Source organism: Microbacterium sp. CIAB417 (assembly GCF_022788845.1).
Genome location: NZ_JAHZUT010000005.1, coordinates 36,334 through 54,065 on the forward strand (window position 1 = coordinate 36,334; position 17,732 = coordinate 54,065).

19 protein-coding genes are annotated in these 17,732 nt (G+C 70.1%); 10 read left to right on the forward strand and 9 right to left on the reverse strand.

Annotated features, from left to right (window positions below):
- Positions 1-11 precede the first annotated feature (11 nt).
- The 6 genes from KYX17_RS21025 to KYX17_RS21050 form a co-directional block, all read right to left on the reverse strand.
- Positions 12-1,598 (reverse strand): ABC transporter substrate-binding protein, encoded by a 1,587-nt coding sequence (locus KYX17_RS21025; RefSeq protein ID WP_243229288.1) that lies wholly within the window; start codon positions 1,596-1,598, stop codon positions 12-14.
- A gap of 267 nt (positions 1,599-1,865) precedes the next feature.
- Positions 1,866-2,984, reverse strand: a complete 1,119-nt coding sequence (locus KYX17_RS21030) for an ABC transporter permease (RefSeq protein WP_243229290.1) — start codon at positions 2,982-2,984, stop codon at positions 1,866-1,868.
- Complete coding sequence (locus KYX17_RS21035) at positions 2,981-3,916, reverse strand: ABC transporter ATP-binding protein (RefSeq protein WP_243229292.1); 936 nt, start codon at positions 3,914-3,916, stop codon at positions 2,981-2,983. The genes KYX17_RS21030 and KYX17_RS21035 overlap by 4 nt, the downstream gene beginning before the upstream one ends.
- 81 nt (positions 3,917-3,997) lie before the next feature.
- A complete protein-coding gene (locus KYX17_RS21040) occupies positions 3,998-5,182 on the reverse strand; it encodes a benzoate/H(+) symporter BenE family transporter (RefSeq protein ID WP_243229294.1) in 1,185 nt (394 codons plus the stop codon).
- 39 nt (positions 5,183-5,221) lie between these two features.
- The gene (locus tag KYX17_RS21045) at positions 5,222-5,887 is read right to left on the reverse strand and encodes a response regulator transcription factor (protein WP_243229295.1); all 666 of its coding nucleotides are present in this window, start codon (positions 5,885-5,887) and stop codon (positions 5,222-5,224) included.
- Positions 5,884-7,140, reverse strand: a complete 1,257-nt coding sequence (locus KYX17_RS21050; protein WP_243229297.1) for a sensor histidine kinase — start codon at positions 7,138-7,140, stop codon at positions 5,884-5,886. Before KYX17_RS21050 ends, KYX17_RS21045 begins: the two co-directional genes overlap by 4 nt.
- A gap of 142 nt (positions 7,141-7,282) precedes the next feature.
- Here KYX17_RS21050 and KYX17_RS21055 point away from each other — a divergent pair, with 142 nt between their 5' ends.
- The 4 genes from KYX17_RS21055 to KYX17_RS21070 all read left to right on the forward strand — a co-directional run bounded on the left by KYX17_RS21055 (position 7,283) and on the right by KYX17_RS21070 (position 9,687).
- The gene (locus KYX17_RS21055; protein ID WP_243229299.1) at positions 7,283-7,729 is read left to right on the forward strand and encodes a VOC family protein; all 447 of its coding nucleotides are present in this window, start codon (positions 7,283-7,285) and stop codon (positions 7,727-7,729) included.
- Position 7,730: 1 nt separating this feature from the next.
- On the forward strand, positions 7,731-8,435 hold the full coding sequence (locus KYX17_RS21060) for a helix-turn-helix domain-containing protein (protein WP_243229301.1): 705 nt from the start codon (positions 7,731-7,733) through the stop codon (positions 8,433-8,435).
- Positions 8,432-9,055: a dihydrofolate reductase family protein gene (locus tag KYX17_RS21065; protein ID WP_243229302.1), complete on the forward strand. Its 624-nt coding sequence runs from the start codon at positions 8,432-8,434 to the stop codon at positions 9,053-9,055. Before KYX17_RS21060 ends, KYX17_RS21065 begins: the two co-directional genes overlap by 4 nt.
- Before the next feature lie 98 nt (positions 9,056-9,153).
- Positions 9,154-9,687 (forward strand): hypothetical protein, encoded by a 534-nt coding sequence (locus KYX17_RS21070; protein WP_243229304.1) that lies wholly within the window; start codon positions 9,154-9,156, stop codon positions 9,685-9,687.
- An 18-nt stretch (positions 9,688-9,705) separates the two neighbouring features.
- Here the strand turns inward: KYX17_RS21070 and KYX17_RS21075 are convergent, their stop codons facing one another.
- The 3 genes from KYX17_RS21075 to KYX17_RS21085 all read right to left on the reverse strand — a co-directional run bounded on the left by KYX17_RS21075 (position 9,706) and on the right by KYX17_RS21085 (position 12,488).
- Positions 9,706-10,527, reverse strand: coding sequence for an HAD family hydrolase (locus KYX17_RS21075; protein ID WP_243229306.1), 822 nt, complete (start codon positions 10,525-10,527; stop codon positions 9,706-9,708).
- Complete coding sequence (locus tag KYX17_RS21080) at positions 10,524-11,369, reverse strand: exodeoxyribonuclease III (RefSeq protein ID WP_243229307.1); 846 nt, start codon at positions 11,367-11,369, stop codon at positions 10,524-10,526. Before KYX17_RS21080 ends, KYX17_RS21075 begins: the two co-directional genes overlap by 4 nt.
- 486 nt (positions 11,370-11,855) lie before the next feature.
- Entirely contained in the window at positions 11,856-12,488 is a 633-nt protein-coding gene (locus tag KYX17_RS21085; protein WP_243229309.1) for an amino acid deaminase, read from the reverse strand.
- Positions 12,489-12,653: 165 nt separating this feature from the next.
- Here KYX17_RS21085 and KYX17_RS21090 point away from each other — a divergent pair, with 165 nt between their 5' ends.
- Genes KYX17_RS21090 through KYX17_RS21115 form a run of 6 tightly spaced genes read left to right on the forward strand, consistent with a single transcriptional unit; the run spans position 12,654 to position 17,731 of the window.
- Positions 12,654-13,364, forward strand: coding sequence for an HAD family hydrolase (locus tag KYX17_RS21090; protein ID WP_243229311.1), 711 nt, complete (start codon positions 12,654-12,656; stop codon positions 13,362-13,364).
- Positions 13,357-14,367: a phosphate/phosphite/phosphonate ABC transporter substrate-binding protein gene (gene phnD / locus KYX17_RS21095; RefSeq protein ID WP_243229313.1), complete on the forward strand. Its 1,011-nt coding sequence runs from the start codon at positions 13,357-13,359 to the stop codon at positions 14,365-14,367. The genes KYX17_RS21090 and phnD overlap by 8 nt, the downstream gene beginning before the upstream one ends.
- A gap of 26 nt (positions 14,368-14,393) precedes the next feature.
- Entirely contained in the window at positions 14,394-15,218 is an 825-nt protein-coding gene (phnC, locus tag KYX17_RS21100) for a phosphonate ABC transporter ATP-binding protein (RefSeq protein WP_243229315.1), read from the forward strand.
- Positions 15,215-16,024: a phosphonate ABC transporter, permease protein PhnE gene (gene phnE / locus KYX17_RS21105; RefSeq protein WP_243229317.1), complete on the forward strand. Its 810-nt coding sequence runs from the start codon at positions 15,215-15,217 to the stop codon at positions 16,022-16,024. The genes phnC and phnE (KYX17_RS21105) overlap by 4 nt, the downstream gene beginning before the upstream one ends.
- Positions 16,021-16,890: a phosphonate ABC transporter, permease protein PhnE gene (gene phnE, locus KYX17_RS21110; protein ID WP_243229319.1), complete on the forward strand. Its 870-nt coding sequence runs from the start codon at positions 16,021-16,023 to the stop codon at positions 16,888-16,890. Before phnE (KYX17_RS21105) ends, phnE (KYX17_RS21110) begins: the two co-directional genes overlap by 4 nt.
- The gene (locus KYX17_RS21115; RefSeq protein ID WP_243229320.1) at positions 16,871-17,731 is read left to right on the forward strand and encodes a MurR/RpiR family transcriptional regulator; all 861 of its coding nucleotides are present in this window, start codon (positions 16,871-16,873) and stop codon (positions 17,729-17,731) included. Before phnE (KYX17_RS21110) ends, KYX17_RS21115 begins: the two co-directional genes overlap by 20 nt.
- Position 17,732: the final 1 nt, after the last annotated feature.

Consider the following 17,732-nt stretch of genomic DNA (forward strand, 5'->3'; position numbering starts at 1 on the left):
GCGTTCTCCGATCAGGGCGTGACGACGATCTCGGCGACGTCCACGGCGCCGGCGTTGGTGTGCAGCTCCGCGATGCGGTCCGAGGTCACGTAGATGTAGCGGTTGCCGAACAGCGGAACGGTCGGGAAGTCCTCGAGGATGCGCTCCTGCACGGCCGCGTAACCCGCGTAGGAGTCCTCGAGCGTCTCCGCCGCGTTGGCCGCACGGAGCAGCTCGTCGACGTCGGGACTGCTGTAGCCGCCCGCTCCGAAGTTGCCCTCACCCGTCGCGGTGAACACGGCAGTCAGCGTGTTCTGCTGGCTCGGATACAGTGCCCCCCACCGTGCGCGGAACGGACCCGCAGCCTGACCGTTCGCGACCATGTCGGTGAAGGCGGCGAAATCGGCGGACGGCGTGGCGACGACGCTCTCGATCCCGAGGTTCTGACGCAACTGGTTCGCGATCGCCTCGAACAGGTCCTCCTGGCCCCAGTTGGCGATGAAGTGCACCTGCAGTTCGCCGTCGAGACCGCCCGCTTCGGCGAGCAGTTCCTGTGCGGCCTCCGGATCGAATTCGCAGTAGTCGCCGCAGACACCGGCGGGGTCGCCGGGCATCGTGGGCGACGTGAGCGAGGTCGCGGGGATCTGTGAGCCGCCGAACACGGCGTCGTTGATGGCCTCCCGGTCGATCGCCATCGAGATCGCCTGGCGCACGCGGATGTCGGAGAAGCGCGGGTCCGTCAGGTCGAAGCCGAGGAAATCGACGCCCGGAGCGTCGAGTTCGTGGACGTGATCGCCGAAGTCGTTGCGCGCCTGAACCACCTGCGAACCGGCGATGGCGACGATGTCGATCTCGCCGGCCAGGGCATCGGTGTAGGCCGTCGCGGTGTCGAGGTACGGCACGAACGTGACCGCGTCGATGGTCGGATCCGCCCCGGCGTAGTCGTCGTACGCCACCGCTTCGATGGGTTCTGTCTCCGACCAGCCGTCGACGAGGCGGAACGGACCGTTGCCCACGGGGTCGGCCTCCCATGCTTCGAGATCCGTCAACGTGTCCGCGGGAAGGGGATAGAGGCCGGTCTGACCGATCGTGAGCTGGAGCGGGTACTGGCGGTCGGGGGCGACGAGCTGGACCGTGAAAGTGAGCTCATCGACCACCGTGAGACCGCTCATCTCGGTCGCCGTCGGTTCGCCGTCTGCGGGATTGAGGTCGCTGTAGCCGACGACATTCGCCAACTGGGCGCCGTTCACCCACGCATTGGGGCCGTAAGCGGCGTGGTTCCATGTGTCGACGTAGTCCTGCGCGGTCACCGGCTCGCCGTCGTGGAAGGTCCAGCCGTCGCGGAGCGTGATGGTCCAGGTCTTCGCGTCCGCGGACTCCACGGACTCCGCAGCGACGTAGGAGATCTCACCGTCGTCGTCGATCGCCGTCAGGGGCGCGAACAGGGCCTCGAGGATCGCGTAGGAGCCGAACTGGTTGCCGGGGACCATCGAATCGGGTTCCTCGACCGCGAAGCGGATCGGGTCCTCCTCGGTCGTGTCGGGTGTCGTCGCTGCGCATCCCGTGAGTGTCAGAGCGGCCACCGCTGTCACGGCGGCCAGTCGAGCCTTGCTGTGCATAACTCCTCCTTGAGCCACACCAGAGGGAGATCCCTGAGCGTGCGGCGGCGGTGGGACCACGGGGTTCGCGGTCTTGTTCCCAGAACGCTAGGAGGATTCCGATTCAGGCGTCAATGAACTTTCAGTAATCACTGAAAGTTGTAATAGGAGTGAAACAGCGACGATTCGCGGACGCAACACCCGGGAGCCGCTGTTACACAACCGTGACGAAAGGGCGGATGCCCTGCCGACCGGCACGACATCCGCCCTTTCGCTGGCGTTGACGTCTCAGACGCGCAGCGCCTCGCCCAGCTTGACCCTGGCGCCCATCTTCAGCAGCGAGTTCTCGTAGATCTTCGCCGACAGCAGGGTGACGACCGCGCACGTGGCGACGAGCAGGGCGAGCGCGACGAGCGGCTCCCACCAGGCGGCCTCGCCGAAGAAGAGGCGGATCGGCATCGCCACGGGCGCCGAGAACGGCACGTACGACAGGATCGTCATCACTGTCTGGTTCTCGCCCAGGAACAGCACGAGGTAGAACGGCGCCATCACCAGCAGCATCATGGGCGTGTAGACCGAGCCCACGTCCTCCTGCCGCGACACGAGGGATCCCGCCGCCGCGAACATCGTCGCGATCAGCACGAAGCCGAACAGGAAGAACACCGCGAACCAGATCAGCGGCGCGCCGAAGCCCTGCAGCAGCTCGGTCTGCCCTGTCACGATCAGCCCCACCGCGGCCGCCACGACCAGCAGCAGGATCTGCGTGATCGCGAGCAGCGTGTTGCCGATGACCTTCCCCGCCAGCAGCACCCGTGCCGGGATCGCCGACAGCAGGATCTCGATGATGCGGGTCTGCTTCTCCTCCACGACGCTGGTCGCGATGGGCGAGCCGAAGCTCAGCGCGGCCATCATGAACACGATCCCGAAGATCATCCCCAGGGCGTAGCGCATGCCGAAGCTGGGCGCGTCCGGGTCCAGCAGCTCGACGGTCGGCGCGAGCGAGAACGCGGCCACGAGGGCGTCCGGCGGCGACTGGTTCGCGATGATCACCACGCCGGTCGGCGCACTCGAGTCCGCGATGACGGCGGCATCCACCTCGCCGTCCTCGACGAGTGCTGTCGCGGCCTCGCGTCCGTCGATCTCGGTGACCTCGAACGTATGGCCGTCGGGGAGCATCGCCGCCGCCTCGCTCGTCGCGGCGATGGGGGTCGAGCTCGTCGAGTTCGACGCGATCCCCATCCAGATCACCCCGGCGAGGGCGACCAGGAGCAGGATGCCGGTGGAGATGAGGAACGCCTTGCTGCGCAGGCGCGTGGACAGCTCGCGCTCCGCGACGAGCCAGATGCCCTGCGCGGGCGACAGGGAGGGGTGTCCGTCCGTCGAACGGCGGATGTCGGTGGTGGTCATCGGACGGCCTCCTCGAGCTCGTCGGCGGCAGGCGCCGGCTGGATGACTTCCTTGAAGATCTGCGCGAGCGTGGGCTGCTGGGGCGCGAAGCGGTGGACGGCGCCGCCGTCGAGCGCACGCCGCAGCACGCGCTGAGCCGTCTCCGGATCGTCGACGTCGAACACCGCGCTGCCGCCGTCGAAGTCGATGACCGTCACGCCCGGCTCGCCCCGCAGCCATCCGGTGTCCCCGGAGGTCTCCAGTTCCCATCGTGGCGCGGAATGCTGACGGCGAAGCTCGTCGCGCGCACCCGACGCGCGGATCACGCCTCCGGCGATGATGACGAGGTCGTCGCAGAGGCGCTCGACGACGTCGAGCTGGTGAGAGGAGAACAGCACCGAGACGCCGCGCGCGGCGCGCTCGTGCAGCACGCCGGCCACCGTGTCGACCGCCAGCGGGTCCAGCCCCGAGAAGGGCTCGTCGAGGATGAGCACGTCCGGGTCGTGCACGAGGGATGCCGCGATCTGCGCCCGCTGCTGGTTGCCGAGCGACAGCGCCTCGATGTTGTCGCCCAGGCGCTCGCCGAGCCCGAGCTCCTCCAGCAGCGCGGTGGAGCGGTCCACGGCATCCGTCTTGGAGAAGCCGTGCAGACGCGCGAAGTACGCGACCTGCTCGAGCACCTTCATCTTCGGGTAGAGCCCGCGTTCCTCGGGCATGTAGCCGAAGTTGCGGCGGATCTCGGGAGTCAGCTCGGCCCCGCCGAGTGTGACCGAGCCGCCGTCCGAGGCGAGCAGGCCCAGGATGATCCGCATCGTGGTGGTCTTGCCGGCGCCGTTTCCTCCCACGAAACCGGTGAGATGTCCGCCGGCCACGGGGAAGGTGATGTCGTCGAGCACGCGGCGGGTGCCGTAGCTCTTGGTGATGCCTGTCAGCTGCAGGGTTCCGGTTCGCATGCGACCACGTTACGAACCGTCGGGATGCCACGGCATCCCCCCTGCGGCGGACCCCGGTCCGCTGCGCGGCGGAATCCCGGCTCAGGCCGAGGTGCGACGGCGGTACGTGAGCACGAGGCGCACCACGAGGCCGGCGATCAGCGCCCAGAACGCCGCGCTGATCCCGGCGAGCGACAGTCCGGACGCGGCGATGAGGAACGTCACCACCGCGGGCATCCGCTCCGCCGGCTCGGCGACCGCCTGCTGCACGGCCGAGCCGAACGCGGCGAACAGCGCGAGCCCGGCCACCGCGGGGATCACGGCCGCCGGGGCCAGCAGCACCAGCGCGGCGAAGGCGGCCGAGCACGCGCCCAGGACGAGGTAGGCGCCGCCCGTCGAGACTCCCGCGACCCAGCGTCGGCGAGGGTCAGGATCGGCTTCCGGAGCTGCGGCCAGAGCCGCGCTGATCGCCGCGAGGTTGATGGCATGGCCGCCGGCGGGAGCACCGAGCGCGGTGCCGATGCCGGTGACGAACATCGCCGGTCGCCAGGGGACCTCGTAGCCGTAGCTGCGCATGATCGCGACGCCGGGCACGTTCTGCGACGCCATCGTCACGACGAACAGCGGAAGCGCGACCCCGATCAGTCCGCCGACCGTGAAGGTCGGGGCGGTGAGCTCGAGACTCGGGATCAGCAGCGCCGGATCGACCGACGCGCCGGTGCGGAACAGGTCGACCGCGACGACGATCGCCGCCGCCGCGAAGGCCAGCGGCACGGCCCAGCGCGAAGCGCACCGCGCGCACACGAGCCAGGTCAGCACGACGGGCAGGACGCCCCACGGATTCTCGGCGATCCCCGTGATCGGCGCCAGGCACAGGGACAGCAGGACGCCGGCCAGCATCGCCTGGGCGATGGATGACGGGATCCGTGCGATCAGCCGCCCGAATCCCGGCCAGAGCCCCGCGACGAGGATGAGGACCGCGACGACGAGGAAGGCGCCGACCGCGGCAGGCCAGCCTCCTTCGACGGCGCCCGTGGCGGCCAGCAGCGCGGCACCCGGGGTCGACCAGGCGGAGGTGATCGGCATCCGATACCGCCATGCCAGGACGATGCAGGCCAGTCCCATCGTGATGCTCAGCGCCAGCAGTCCGCTCGCCGCCTGGGCGGTGGAGGCGCCGACGGCGGAGAGGCCGGTGAGCACGACCGCGAACGAACTCGTGAAGCCGACGAGAGCCGTCACGATCCCGGCCGTGATCGGACGCGAGATCGGCGCGGCGGGATCGGTCATGGATGCGAGGCTATCGCGGGCGTCCATCGTGCGTGCGCTCTACGCCAGCCCTCCGCGCAGCGCCAGCACGACGGCCTGCACGCGGTCGCGCGCGCCGAGCTTCTGCAGGATGCGCGACACGTGCGTCTTCACCGTCGCTTCGCCGATGTACAGGCGCGCGCCGATCTCGGCATTGCTCAGGGCATCGGCCATGAGCGCGAGCACCTCGGCCTCGCGGTCGGTGAACGGTTCGGCCGGCGTGATGCCCGCGACCGGAGGCGCGGCATCCGTGCACTCGGCGGCGAATCGCGCCAGCACGCGGCGGGTGACCTCCGGGGCGAGCATCCCGTCGCCGGCGGCGAGGGCCCGTACGGCCGCGACGAGATCCTCGGGACCCGCGTTCTTCAGAAGGAACCCGCCGGCTCCGGCATCCAGGGCGGCGAAGAGGTAGTCGTCGCGATCGAACGTCGTGACGATCGCGATGGCGGCCTGCACGCCCGGGTCGGCCACGATGAGGCGCGTCGCCTCGATGCCGTCCATGTCCGGCATCTGCACGTCCATGCAGATCACGTCCGGACGCAGGGCGGATGCCGCGGCCACCGCCTCCGTGCCGGTCGCCGCTTCGCCCACGACCGTGATGTCGGGCTGCGCGTCCAGGATGGTCCGGAAGCCGGCGCGCAGCAGGGCGTGATCGTCGACGAGGAGGACGCGGATCGAGGCGCTCATACGACCGCTCCGGCCGCCGCCGGGACGAGCGGAACGGTGACCCGGACCCGCCATCCGCCGCGCTCCCGCGGCCCGGACTCGATGGTCCCACCTGATGCGGCCGCGCGTTCGCGCATCCCGAGCTGCCCGAGACCGCCGCGCATCGTCAGCACGCGATGGCCGGTGTTGACGACCTCCAGCTCGACCGCGGTGTCGTCGTATCGCAGCCGCACGTCGGCGCGCGCGCCGGGGCCGGCGTGGCGGCGCACGTTCGTCAGCGACTCCTGAGCGATGCGGTAGAGGTTGACCGCCACGACGGACGGCACCGGCCGCGGATCCCCGACGACCTCGTAGACGGCGGGCACACCGGCGTCCGTCGTGGCCGCGACGAGGTCGGCGATGTCGGACAGCTCCACGGTGGAGGCGGTGTCCGCGGCGTCCTCGTCCGAGGAGCGCAGCGTCTCGAGCAGGTTGCGCAGCTCGCTGATCGCCTCGCGCGCCGATTCCTCGATGCCGGCGAGCATCAGCTTCGCCTGTACGGGGTCGGCATCGATCACGGTGCGCGCCGCTCCCGCCTGCACACCCATGACGGACACGTGGTGGGCGACGACGTCGTGCAGCTCGCGCGCGATGCGCACCCGGTCGAGCGCGACGGCCTGCGCCGCGGTCACCTCTCGCTCGCGTTCGAGGTCGGCCGTACGCTGCTCAAGCGTCGCGCGCTGCCTGGCCGCGTTCCACGCGCGCTCCCCGAAGTAGTACGCGCCGGCGAAGTAGAGCACGTTCAGGAGGATCTGCAGCATCATGAACGCGACGTACGGCGACATGGCGCCGGCGATGACCTCCTCCTCGCGTGCCGTGTCGATCGCGTCGCGGTACATCGTGATGAGGAGCCAGAGGAACATGCCGGCGATGATCGCCGCACGTACGACGAGCGCCGCTCGGCGGTTCGCCATCCAGGCGCCGACCGTGTAGAGCGCGATGAACATCGCGACGTTCCCGGCGTACAGCTCGGGGATGCGGAACGTGACGGCGAAGAAGTAGGCGATCGACACGATGACGGCGACGGGCGCGGGCCAGACGCGGCGGACGGCCAGGGGCGCGGCGATCACGAAGAGGTACAGGACCGCGTAGCCGAGCGGCGCCTGGTCGTCGCCGTAGATCTCGGAGATCGACGACAGCACGGCGCTGATGATGCCGGCGACGAAGACGACCGCGGCCATGACGAGGTCGGACCTGCGCTGCTGCGAGGTCAGAGGACGGGTGGGAGCGGGCATGCCTCCACGGTACGCAAGGGCGGATGCCGCGGCATCCGCCCTGGGACGGATGCGCGCGTGCTTGCTATTGACAAGCTCAGTTGTTTTTTGCAAGTATCGGTCTCGTCCGCATCGGACGACCTCATCAGACAAGGGAGTCAGCATGTCCACGAAGATCTTCGTCAACCTGCCCACCACCGACCTCGAGCGCAGCAAGGCGTTCTACACGGCCCTCGGATGCGACATCAATCCGCTGTTCACCGACGAGAACGCCGCCTGCATCGTGTGGAGCGACGACGTGTACTTCATGGTGCTCACGCGCGAGTACTTCGGCACGTTCACCGACAAGCAGGTCGTCGATCCGAAGAGTGCCGCTCAGGCGCTCGTCGCACTCAGCCGCGACTCCCGCGAGGCCGTCGACGGAGTGCTCACCGCCGGTCTCGCTGCCGGGGGGACCGAGCCGCGCGAGGCCCAGGACTACGGCTTCATGTACTCGCGCGATCTCGAGGACCCGGACGGCAACATCCTCGAGTTCCTGTACATGAGCGAAGAGGCCGCCGAGCAGGGGCCCGAGGCGTACATGGCGGGACAGGGCGCCGAGCCGGCCTGACATGGCGGCACGAAGCTACGGCCAGTACTGCGGTGTGACGACGGCCGTCGAGCTGATCGGGGAGAGGTGGGCTCTGCTCATCGTCCGCGATCTGCTCGTCGGCCCCCGTCGGTACACCGATCTCAAGCAGGGCCTGCCGCGCATCCCGACCAACATCCTCTCCACGAGGCTCAAAGAGCTGCAGGAGGGCGGCGTCGTGCGGCGCGTGCCGCTGATGAACTGCGGGCTCGTCTACGAGCTGACGGCCTACGGGCGCTCGCTCGAGCCGATCCTGCTCGCCCTCGGGCGCTGGGGTTTCCAGGCCATGGGAGACCCCGAGCCCGGCGACGTCGTCACGGGGGATTCGCTGACGATGGCGCTGCGCACGTCGTTCCAGCCGGAGACCGCCGTCGACACCGATTTCGAGCTGCACGTCGGCGACGTCGCCCTGCGGGTCGTCGTCACCGGCGGCGAGCTGTCCGTGAGTCGTCTCGCCCCGCCTGCCCCTCCCGTCGGCGGGCGCCTTCCGGAGGGAGATCCGGAGGCCGTCATCGTGGCCGGGCCGGGCATCCGTCGGCTGATCGCCGGAGACGTGACCCCGGCCGAAGCCCTCGCGCAGGATATCGTCGCCGTGGTGCGCGGCGACGAGAGCGCTCTGGACGCGTTCGCCGCGACCTTCCACATCGCACCGCTCGTCATGTCCGATTCGCAGAGGAGCGCATCATGACCGGACGCATCATCATCGATCTGTTCACCACCCTGGACGGCGTCGCCCAGGCACCCGGCGGGCCGGAGGAGGACCCCTCCGACGGCTTCCCGTTCGGCGGCTGGCAGGCGCCGCTGCCGAGCGAGGCCGTCGGGCGCGGTGTCGAGGAGGGCATGCGCACGCTCGACGCGCTGCTGCTCGGCCGGCGCACCTACGACATCTTCGCCGGCTACTGGCCGCAGCACACCACGGGCGAGGAGGGATGGATCGGGCAGCTCTTCGACCGGGTGCCGAAGTACGTCGCGTCGCGGGATGCCGGAATCCGGCTGGACTGGCCCGGGAGCACGCGCATCGGGGACGACCTCGCCGCCGAGATCGCGGAGCTGCGCGAGTGGCATCGGGACGTGCACGTGATCGGCAGTGTCGACCTCGTGCAGACCCTGCTCGCCGAGAGGCTGTACGACGAACTGCAGCTGTGGGTGTACCCGGTGGTGCTCGGTCAGGGCAAGAAGGTGTTCCCCGACGGAGCAGCGCCGGCGAACCTGAGACTGCTGCACGCCGAGTCCGGCGACGGCGGGACGCTGCTGCTGCGCTACGCGCCGGTGCCGGGCGAGGTGCGCACCGGGACGATGGGGGAATAGTCCGAGATCTGCCTCTTCCCACGGCCGACTGCTCGCCGCTACATTCAGCTCACACGTTGCCGCGTGATCGGCACAGTGAGTCTGTCGGTCGGAATGCGGTGGCCGGAGAAGGACCGGATGCCGACACCATCGACCTCGCCGCCGGCGAGGTCGTCGAAGGGGTGGACATCACGCTCGCGACGGACTGCGAACCGCCGGCTGTCACGCCGCGCCTCCAGGTGTCCGTCACCTCGGCGCGCCCAGGCGAGGTCATCGACGTGACCGGCGAGAACTTCCAGCCCGGCGAGACCGTGCGGCTGGAGTTGCACTCGACCCCGATGCCGCTCGGTCAGCTCACTGCGGACGCCGCGGGACGCATCGCCGGCTCTGTCACCATCCCGACGAACGTCCCTGCGGGAGCGCATCACGTCGTCGCGATCGGCGCCTCGTCCGCGTTCGAGGCGAGCGTAGCGCTGACCGTGATTCCCCTCCAGGGCGGCGCGGCACCGAACGGTGAGAGCGGCGACGCCGAGGCCGGCGCGGCGCTCGCGGCGACCGGCGCAGCGGCACCGACGATTCTGGTCGCGGTCGCTCTGGGTCTTCTGGTCCTCGGCGGATTCCTCACCCGACGGAGCGTGTTCTCCCGGCGCTGAGCACGCGCGCGGTGAGGCTCAGGCGAGCAGCCGGTCGATCACCTGCGCGACGCCGTCGGCGTCGTTGGATGCCGGGGCGACCTCGTCCGCGGCATCCCGAACCGCGGGCTCGGCGTGAGGCATCGCGACGCCGCGGCCCGCCCAGCGCAGGAGCTCCAGGTCGTTGAGCGCGTCGCCGAAGGCGATCACCTCCGAGCTGTCGATGTCCAGGCGGGCGCACAGCTGAGCGACACCCGTCGCCTTCGTCACGCCCTCGGCCATGACCTCGACGAACGGAGCACCCGACAGAGTCGCCTCGAACCCGCTCAGCCCGAGGGCCTGCAGCGCCGCGAAGATCTCCGGGATGGGGACGGACGGATGCCGGATCACGAGCTTCAGGCTGGGAGCCGCGAGCACATCGGCCAGCGGGACCCCGCCCATCGTGGCCGGATCGCGCTTGTGGTCGCTGAGCTGCGCGAGCGCGGCATAGCCGTCCTGCGCGATGAAACCCTCCCCGCCGTCGCGCACGCTCGCGAACACGAGGTCGGGGATGACCGCGCCCAGGGCCTCGGCCAGCTCCTGCTGCACGGCAGCGGGGATCTCCTGCGCGAACAGCTGCTCACCGGTCGTGAGGTGCACGCCGTAGGCGCCGTTGCCGCACAGCGCCCAGTCGTCGAAACCCGCCCCGGCCGCGATCTGGCGCAACCCGATCGGCTGGCGCGCCGTCACAGGGACGGTCCGGATGCCGGCAGCGCGCGCGGTATCGAGAGCGGCGCGCGTCCGGGCCGAGACGGCGCCGTCCCCGGTCAGCAGCGTGCCGTCGAGATCGGTCGCGATGAGCCGGATCGCCACGTCGCTCACGCGAAGATCATCGGCAGATCGTCGTCCTCCGCGCCCGACCCGAAATCGAGGTCGACCACGACGGGAACGTGGTCACTGGGCTGCTCGCCCTTGCGCTCGTTGCGGTGGATCGCCGCTCCGGTCACGGCGTCGGCCAGCGCGGGAGAACCGAGGACGAAGTCGATGCGGATGCCCTCGTTGCGCGGGAACTTCAGGCGCTGGTAGTCCCAGTAGGTGTACCCCTCGGGGATGAGGGGGCGCACGACGTCGGTCACGCCAGCCTCGGTCAGGGCGAAGAACGCCCGACGCTCCGGGGGAGACACGTGCGTCGAGACGCCCTCGACGATCGCGGGGTCACCGTTGTCGGCGTCGAAGGGGATGATGTTGAAATCTCCGACGAGGGCGAGCGGGAGGCCCGGGTTCGCGGAGAGCTCTGCGGCGGTGGCGTTCTTGAGCTGCTCCAGCCAGTGCAACTTGTACAGGTAGTGGGGGTCGTTCAGACTGCGACCGTTCGGCACGTACAGACTCCACACCCGCACACCGTCGACCATCACGCCCAGCGCGCGAGCCTCCAGCGGGGCATCCGGTCCCTCGTGCCCCTTCGCGAATCCGGGCTGACCGGCGAACGACGTGCGCACATCGGACATCGGAAGACGGCTCGCGATCGCGACGCCGTTCCACTGATTGAAGCCGTGAACCTCGACCTGGTAGCCCGCCTCCTCGAACGGCGCGTACGGGAACTGCTCGGGCTTGCACTTGATCTCCTGCAGGGCGAGGACGTCGATGTCCTCCCGGACGGCGAACTCGACGGCGCGGGTGATTCGCGTGCGAATGGAGTTGATGTTCCAGGTGGCCAAGCGCATGGGTCAAGCCTACGGGGCGGGTCGGACAGCGGGGGTGCTGGGGGCGGGCCGAGGGGGCGAGGGGCTCGCCTGCGGCATCGCGGGGTGGCGGCGGGCTGCGGGATGCTCGGGTCGTTCGCGGAGGGTCCCTCCCGGCTTCGCCGGGGCCCTCCCGATGCTCTCGACCCGAGCATCCCTCCGCCCTCCCGAGGAGGGAAGGCCACCTGCAACAACGAGGGAAGGCCACCTGCAACAACGAGGGAAGAGAGGGAGGAGAGGCAGCGTCGGCTACGCCGACGACTGCACCGGGGGAGGAGACGGGGCGTGGGCAGCGTCGGCTTCGCCGACGGCTGCGCCAGGAAAGGGGGAAGACACGGGGAAGGGGCGGGGTGGGCAGCGTCGGCTACGCCGACGACTGCGGCGGGAAGGGGGAAGACATGGGGAAGGAAGGGAGGGGCAACTTGGGCTACGGTGACGACTGCGCGGGGTCGGGGACGGGAGTGCGGGTCAGGGGACGGCGTTCCAGCGGGGGCGGGGAGGGGAAGCGTCGAACTCGACGAGGAGGGCTGCGGGGTCGGTGACGGGGAACATCGTGATGAGGCGTCGGCCGTCCGCGGGATGCTCCAGCGCGTAGGCCAGCGCGGAGGGCATCGGATGCCGATCCGCGATCGCGACGACCGCCACCGCGTCGCCGAGCGGCTGACTCCGCACGGGTGACTGCGTGAACAGCGTCTCGGCCGCGTCGGTCACCCGCGCGAGCAGCGTGCGGTCATCGGCCCAGGGGACGAACGCGTCCGGAGCCAGTCCGCAGGCCCGCGCGAGCGCGCCGTCGAGCCAGCGCTCGCGCTTCAGTCCGTACGGCGTGGGCGTGGTGGAGAGCAGATAGCCGTAGACATGCAGCACGCCGGCGTTGCCGACCGGCCAGCGCGCGTCCTGTCGCGCACGCTCGTGCAGCGCCTCGAAGAACGCGCGCGGCAGGACGGGTGCGCCGACGTTCTCGTCCACGACGGTCGAGCGTCCCCAGCGCGAGAAGCGTCCCGCCGCGGCATCCGCATCGATCGCGGGACCCAGCCAGTCGAACATCGAGAGCACGGCGGGAGCATCGTGCGCGGCGGCTGCGGCATCCAGGCGGTCGATCACGTCGACGAGCGTAGCGGCAGCCCGCGGCGCTCAGCACACGGCGCCGGACGGAGCGGCGATGCCGGAGTTCACGCGATGTTCACGCAGGATGGTCGTATCGTCCACAAACCGATGCAAGTATGGACGCATCGTCCGCAGCGGCGATGCGATCAGATCAGGAGACCCGTGACTGCCACCCTCATCCTCGACTTCGACGGAACCATCGCGCTGGGCGCCGGTCCGCTCGAGGCCTTCGCCCGCGCCGTGGCGAGCGCCGCCGACGATGACGCCTTCGCGGACCGCGCGATGCTCGCGCTGGCCGCCTTCGAGCGCGGCGAGGGCGACGCCCGCGACGGATACGACGTGATCAGCTCGCTCGCCGGCGCCCAGGGCGTCACGGCGGAGACCCTCGAGTCGGCCTATCAGTCCTCGCGCGCCCTGCTCGGCTCCGAGCACGCGGCGATAGCGCCTCCGGCCGGGCTCGCCGACTTCCTGGCCCGCGTCCACCGTCATGCCCGCATCGTCCTGGCGACGAACGCGCCCGGTGCCGGCATCCGACCGGTGCTCGAAGGCTGGGGCGTTGCCGACCTCTTCGACGACCTGCACTTCACGGTCGGCAAGCCCGCAGGCCTCACCCCCATCCTCCGCGCGGCGATCGCCGACGGGCCGGTCCTGTCGGTCGGCGACATCTTCGAGTTCGATCTCGCTCCGGCCGCCGCGCTCGGTGCCGAGACGGCTCTCGTCGGCGCGACCGCCGAACGCTCCCCCGCCGCCGTCACGTTCCGCGCGCGCACTCTCGCCGACCTCTACAGCGACATCGAAGCCTGGGCCGCTCACGCGGCATCCGCCACCCCCGCACGCACCACCCACACCGAAAGGCACGACCCCCATGCGTAAGTCCCTGCTCACGACGGGCATCGCCGCAGTCGCCGTTCTCACCCTCGCCGGCTGCAGCAGCAGTTCGGCCGACGGCACGGCGGACGAGGCGGCCGAGTGGCCGTCGTCCATCACCCTGTCGCTGGTCCCGTCGGTCGAGGGTGAAGACCTCGCTCAGGCGCTGGATCCGCTCACCACCTATCTGTCCGACAACCTCGGCATCGAGGTCAAGGGCGTCGTCGCCTCCGACTACGCGGCGACGGTCGAGGCGCTGGGCACCGACCAGGCGCAGGTGATCATCACCGACGCCGGATCCCTCTACAACGCGACCGAGCGCTACGACGCCGAGCTGATCCTGCGCGACGTCCGCTTCGGCGCGACCTCTTACGCCTCCGTGGCCTACACGAACAACCCCGACAAGTACTGCGAGGACGAACCCGTCCTGTCGACGTACGCCGCCAGTGGCATCGAACTGTCCTACTGCAACGGCATCGAGGAGGCCGCAGCGGAGGCGACCGGATCCGGACCCGCCGGCATCGAGGCGCTCGCGGAGATCTCGGACGGCACGAAGGTGGCCCTCCAGGCCGCCACGTCCCCGGCCGGCTACCAGTATCCGGTCGTCGCGATGCGCGATCAGGGCGTCGACACGGATGCCGGCATCACGCAGGTCCCCGTCGAGGGGAACAACAACGCGGTCCTCGCCGTCTACAACGGTGACGCCGAGGTCAGCTTCGCGTACTGGGACGCCCGCACGACGGTGACCGAAGAGGCCCCCGACATCGCGGACAAGGTCGTCGCCTTCGCCTACACCGAGATGATCCCCAACGGCGGTGTCGCGGTCACCTCGACGCTTCCCGACGACCTCGTCGCCGAGCTCACCGAGCTCCTGGACGGCTACGCCGAGTCCTCGGATGCCGCGGCATCCGTCATGTTCGACCTCGTGGGCCTCTCCGACTGGACGAGCGAGACCGCCGAGGACGAGATCACCCGCTACGGCGAGATCCTCGCCGAATTCTCCAACTGACCCTTCTCACCTGAGAGATCCGGTGCATGCACACTGATCCGCAGCGCGCTGAGGCCGGGGCCCTGCTCCCGGCCTCCGCGTCGTGGTCGATCCGTCTCGACGACGTCTCGGTCACCTATCCCAACGGCACCCGCGCCCTCAGCGGGGTCTCCCTCGACATCCCCGCAGGCGAGATGGTCTCGATCGTCGGGCTGTCCGGCTCGGGCAAGTCGACGCTCATCCGGACGATCAACGGCCTCGTGCCGGCGACCACGGGCACCGTGACCGTCGGCCCGCACACCGTCACGGGCATGCGCGGCCGGACCCTGCGCGAGATGCGCGGTCACATCGGCATGATCTTCCAGGGGTTCAACCTGGCCGATCGCGCGAACGTGTACCGCAACGTCCTCGTCGGGCGGTTCGCGCACACCCCGACCTGGCGGACGCTGCTCGGGCTGACCACGATCCAGGACCGTGAGCTCGCGCTGCGCGCCCTCGACTCGGTCGGCATGCTCGAGAAGGTCTGGAACCGCGCCGGGCAGCTCTCCGGCGGGCAGAAGCAGCGCGTGGCGATCGCGCGCGCCCTCACCCAGCAGCCCAGCGTCATGCTCGCCGACGAGCCGGTCGCGAGCCTCGACCCGCCGACGGCCCATGCGGTCATGCACGATCTCCGGCGCGTCAACGTCGAGGAGCATCTCACGGTGCTCGTCAACATCCACCTGATGGATCTCGCGCGGCAGTACACGACCCGCATGATCGGGCTGCGCGCCGGCGAGGTCGTCTACGACGGTCCGGCCGCGGCCGCCACGGACCACGACTTCGAGCAGATCTACGGCCGCCCCATCCAGCCGCGGGACGTGCTCGGCGCATGACGAACGCATCGCGGCCGCTCGCCGTTCCCCCGAAGCCCACCTCCCGGCTGCGGACGACGCTCGTCGCCCTGGCTTTCGCGGCGTTCACGGTCGCCACCTGCATCCCGGCGATCGGCGGGATCGACCTGGACCTCGGCGCGCTCATCCGCAATTGGAGCAACGGCTCGGGGCTGCTGGCGCAGTTCCTCCAGCCGGACTTCTCGTTCCTGCCGCGCACGATCGGGCCCATGCTCGAGACGCTGCAGATGGCCGTGGTCGGCGCCGCCCTGGCCGCGGTGATCTCGGTTCCGCTGACGCTGTGGGCGGCCTCGCCGACGAACCCGAACACTCCGACGCGTGTGCTGGTGCGCACGATCATCAACGTGGTGCGCTCCGTTCCGGATCTCGTGTACGCCACGGTGCTCGTCGCGATGGTCGGCGTCGGCGCCCTCCCGGGTCTCATCACCCTGTTCCTGTTCGACCTCGGCATCATCGTCAAACTCGTCTCCGAGGCGATCGATTCGACGGACCTGCCCGTCATCGAGGCCGGGCGGGCCGCCGGCGGCTCTCAGACGCAGATCAACCGCAGAGGCGTGCTGCCGCAGACCTGGCCGCTCTTCGCCAACCAGTGGCTGTACACGCTCGAGCTCAACGTGCGCATCTCGGCGATCCTCGGCATCGTCGGCGCCGGTGGCATCGGTCGCCTTCTCGACGAACGGCGGGCCTTCTACGCCTACGACGACGTCGCTGTGATCGTCCTGGAGATCCTCGTCGTCGTCGTGCTCATCGAGATCTTCTCCAACTTCCTGCGGAGGCGGCTGGTATGACCATCGCGACCACGGCGCGCAGCATCGGACTCGATCTCCCGCGCCATCCCTCCCGCCTCGTCCCCACGGTCGTCGCCGTCCTCGTCGGAGCCGTCGTGCTGGTGGCGGCCGCCGGCCTCCCGATCCCGTGGGGAGATCTGGGGGCGCTCCCGGGACAGATCTGGCACTACCTCGTGCTCATGTTCGCCGACCCGAACTGGGACATGCTTCCGCAGGCGCTGTTCGAGACCTGGCGCTCGATCTCCATGGCGTGGATCGGGGCGATCGGATGCGTGATCGTGTCCATTCCGCTCGGCATGCTCGCGGCGCGCAACGTCGGGCCGGTCTGGCTGCGCCTGCCGCTGCGCGGGGTCTTCGCGGTGATCCGCGCGGTTCCCGAGGTGATCATCGCCCTGCTGCTGCTCACCGTCACCGGGCTCACGCCGTTCACCGGTGCGCTGGCGCTCGCGATCGCGGGAATCGGCACCCAGGCCAAGTGGGTGTACGAGACGGTGGAGTCGGTCCAGGAGGGGGCGTCCGAGGCCGTCCGCGCCGCGGGCGGCAGCACCGCCGAGGTGACCCGCTGGGCGCTCTGGCCCGCGGCCGCGCCCAGCCTGCTGTCGTTCGCCCTGTACCGCTTCGAGATCAACATCCGCACCTCGGCCGTCCTCGGCCTCGTGGGTGCGGGCGGCATCGGCAGCATGCTCGCGAACTACACGAACTTCCGGGAGTGGGATACGGTCGGGATGCTGCTCATCGTGGTGGTTCTCGCGACGATGCTCATGGATGCGGTCTCGGGCGCGATCCGCCGACGCATCATGCGCGGCCCCCGAGCGAGGGCGACCGCGACGAGACAGGAGCGCATCCATGTGGCCGGGACCCGCTGACGCACCCCCGACGACGCGCATCGCGATGCTCGCACCGTCGATGCAGCCCAGTGAGCGGCGCGTCGCGGAGGCGATCGCCACGGATGTCGACCTCGCGGTCGAGCGGACCGCCCAGGAGATCGCGGACGCGGTCGGGGTGGGACGCGCCACCGTGATCCGGACGGCGCAGACGCTCGGCTACGACGGATACCCGCAGCTGCGCGTCGCGCTCGCCAGGGAGCGGGCGACCGTCGCGCCGGCGCCGGACGACACAGCGGACGCCACGATGCTCGGGGCGCTGCGGGGAGCCGTGGACCGGTTCTCGGCGCGGCTCGCGCAGACCGTGTCCGCGATCACCGAGGAGGACCTGACGGCGTTCGTGGACGAGCTGGACGCGTCGACGCGGCTGCTCGTCGCGGCGAATGGGCTGTCGGCTCCGGTGGGCGCGGATCTCGCGATGCGCCTGACCTCGGCGGGTCGGCCGGCCGAATACGTCGCGGACACGCTCGGACAGCAGATCACCGCTTCCCTGCTGGGGCCCGGCTCGGCCTGCCTCGTCGTGTCGGGATCGGGCGTGAACCGCGCCTCGATCGACGTCATGACGGCCGCACGGGAGAGCGGGGCTCGTGTCCTCGCCATCACGTCGTTCCCCCGTTCGCCGGTCGCGGAGATCGCGGACGTCGCCCTCGTCGTCGCGCCGATCAACGACTCGTTCCGCGACGAGCTGCTGCACACCTCCCGAGCCGCGCTGATGCTCGTCACGGAGTCGGTCGTCGGCCTCCTCGTCCGCAGGCGCGGAGACAGCGCCACCGCCGCGCAGGCCGCGACGCTCTCGGTGCTCGGGCACTCCCTGTCGGAGTAGC

Coding starts and splice junctions, on each gene's coding strand:
- KYX17_RS21025 (WP_243229288.1), bottom strand. CDS start 1,598: ATGCACAGCAAGGCTCGACTGGCCGCCGTGACAGCGGTGGCCGCTCTG.
- KYX17_RS21030 (WP_243229290.1), bottom strand. CDS start 2,984: ATGACCACCACCGACATCCGCCGTTCGACGGACGGACACCCCTCCCTG.
- KYX17_RS21035 (WP_243229292.1), bottom strand. CDS start 3,916: ATGCGAACCGGAACCCTGCAGCTGACAGGCATCACCAAGAGCTACGGC.
- KYX17_RS21040 (WP_243229294.1), bottom strand. CDS start 5,182: ATGACCGATCCCGCCGCGCCGATCTCGCGTCCGATCACGGCCGGGATC.
- KYX17_RS21045 (WP_243229295.1), bottom strand. CDS start 5,887: ATGAGCGCCTCGATCCGCGTCCTCCTCGTCGACGATCACGCCCTGCTG.
- KYX17_RS21050 (WP_243229297.1), bottom strand. CDS start 7,140: ATGCCCGCTCCCACCCGTCCTCTGACCTCGCAGCAGCGCAGGTCCGAC.
- KYX17_RS21055 (WP_243229299.1), top strand. CDS start 7,283: ATGTCCACGAAGATCTTCGTCAACCTGCCCACCACCGACCTCGAGCGC.
- KYX17_RS21060 (WP_243229301.1), top strand. CDS start 7,731: ATGGCGGCACGAAGCTACGGCCAGTACTGCGGTGTGACGACGGCCGTC.
- KYX17_RS21065 (WP_243229302.1), top strand. CDS start 8,432: ATGACCGGACGCATCATCATCGATCTGTTCACCACCCTGGACGGCGTC.
- KYX17_RS21080 (WP_243229307.1), bottom strand. CDS start 11,369: ATGCGCTTGGCCACCTGGAACATCAACTCCATTCGCACGCGAATCACC.
- phnD (WP_243229313.1), top strand. CDS start 13,357: ATGCGTAAGTCCCTGCTCACGACGGGCATCGCCGCAGTCGCCGTTCTC.
- phnC (WP_243229315.1), top strand. CDS start 14,394: ATGCACACTGATCCGCAGCGCGCTGAGGCCGGGGCCCTGCTCCCGGCC.
- phnE (WP_243229317.1), top strand. CDS start 15,215: ATGACGAACGCATCGCGGCCGCTCGCCGTTCCCCCGAAGCCCACCTCC.
- phnE (WP_243229319.1), top strand. CDS start 16,021: ATGACCATCGCGACCACGGCGCGCAGCATCGGACTCGATCTCCCGCGC.
- KYX17_RS21115 (WP_243229320.1), top strand. CDS start 16,871: ATGTGGCCGGGACCCGCTGACGCACCCCCGACGACGCGCATCGCGATG.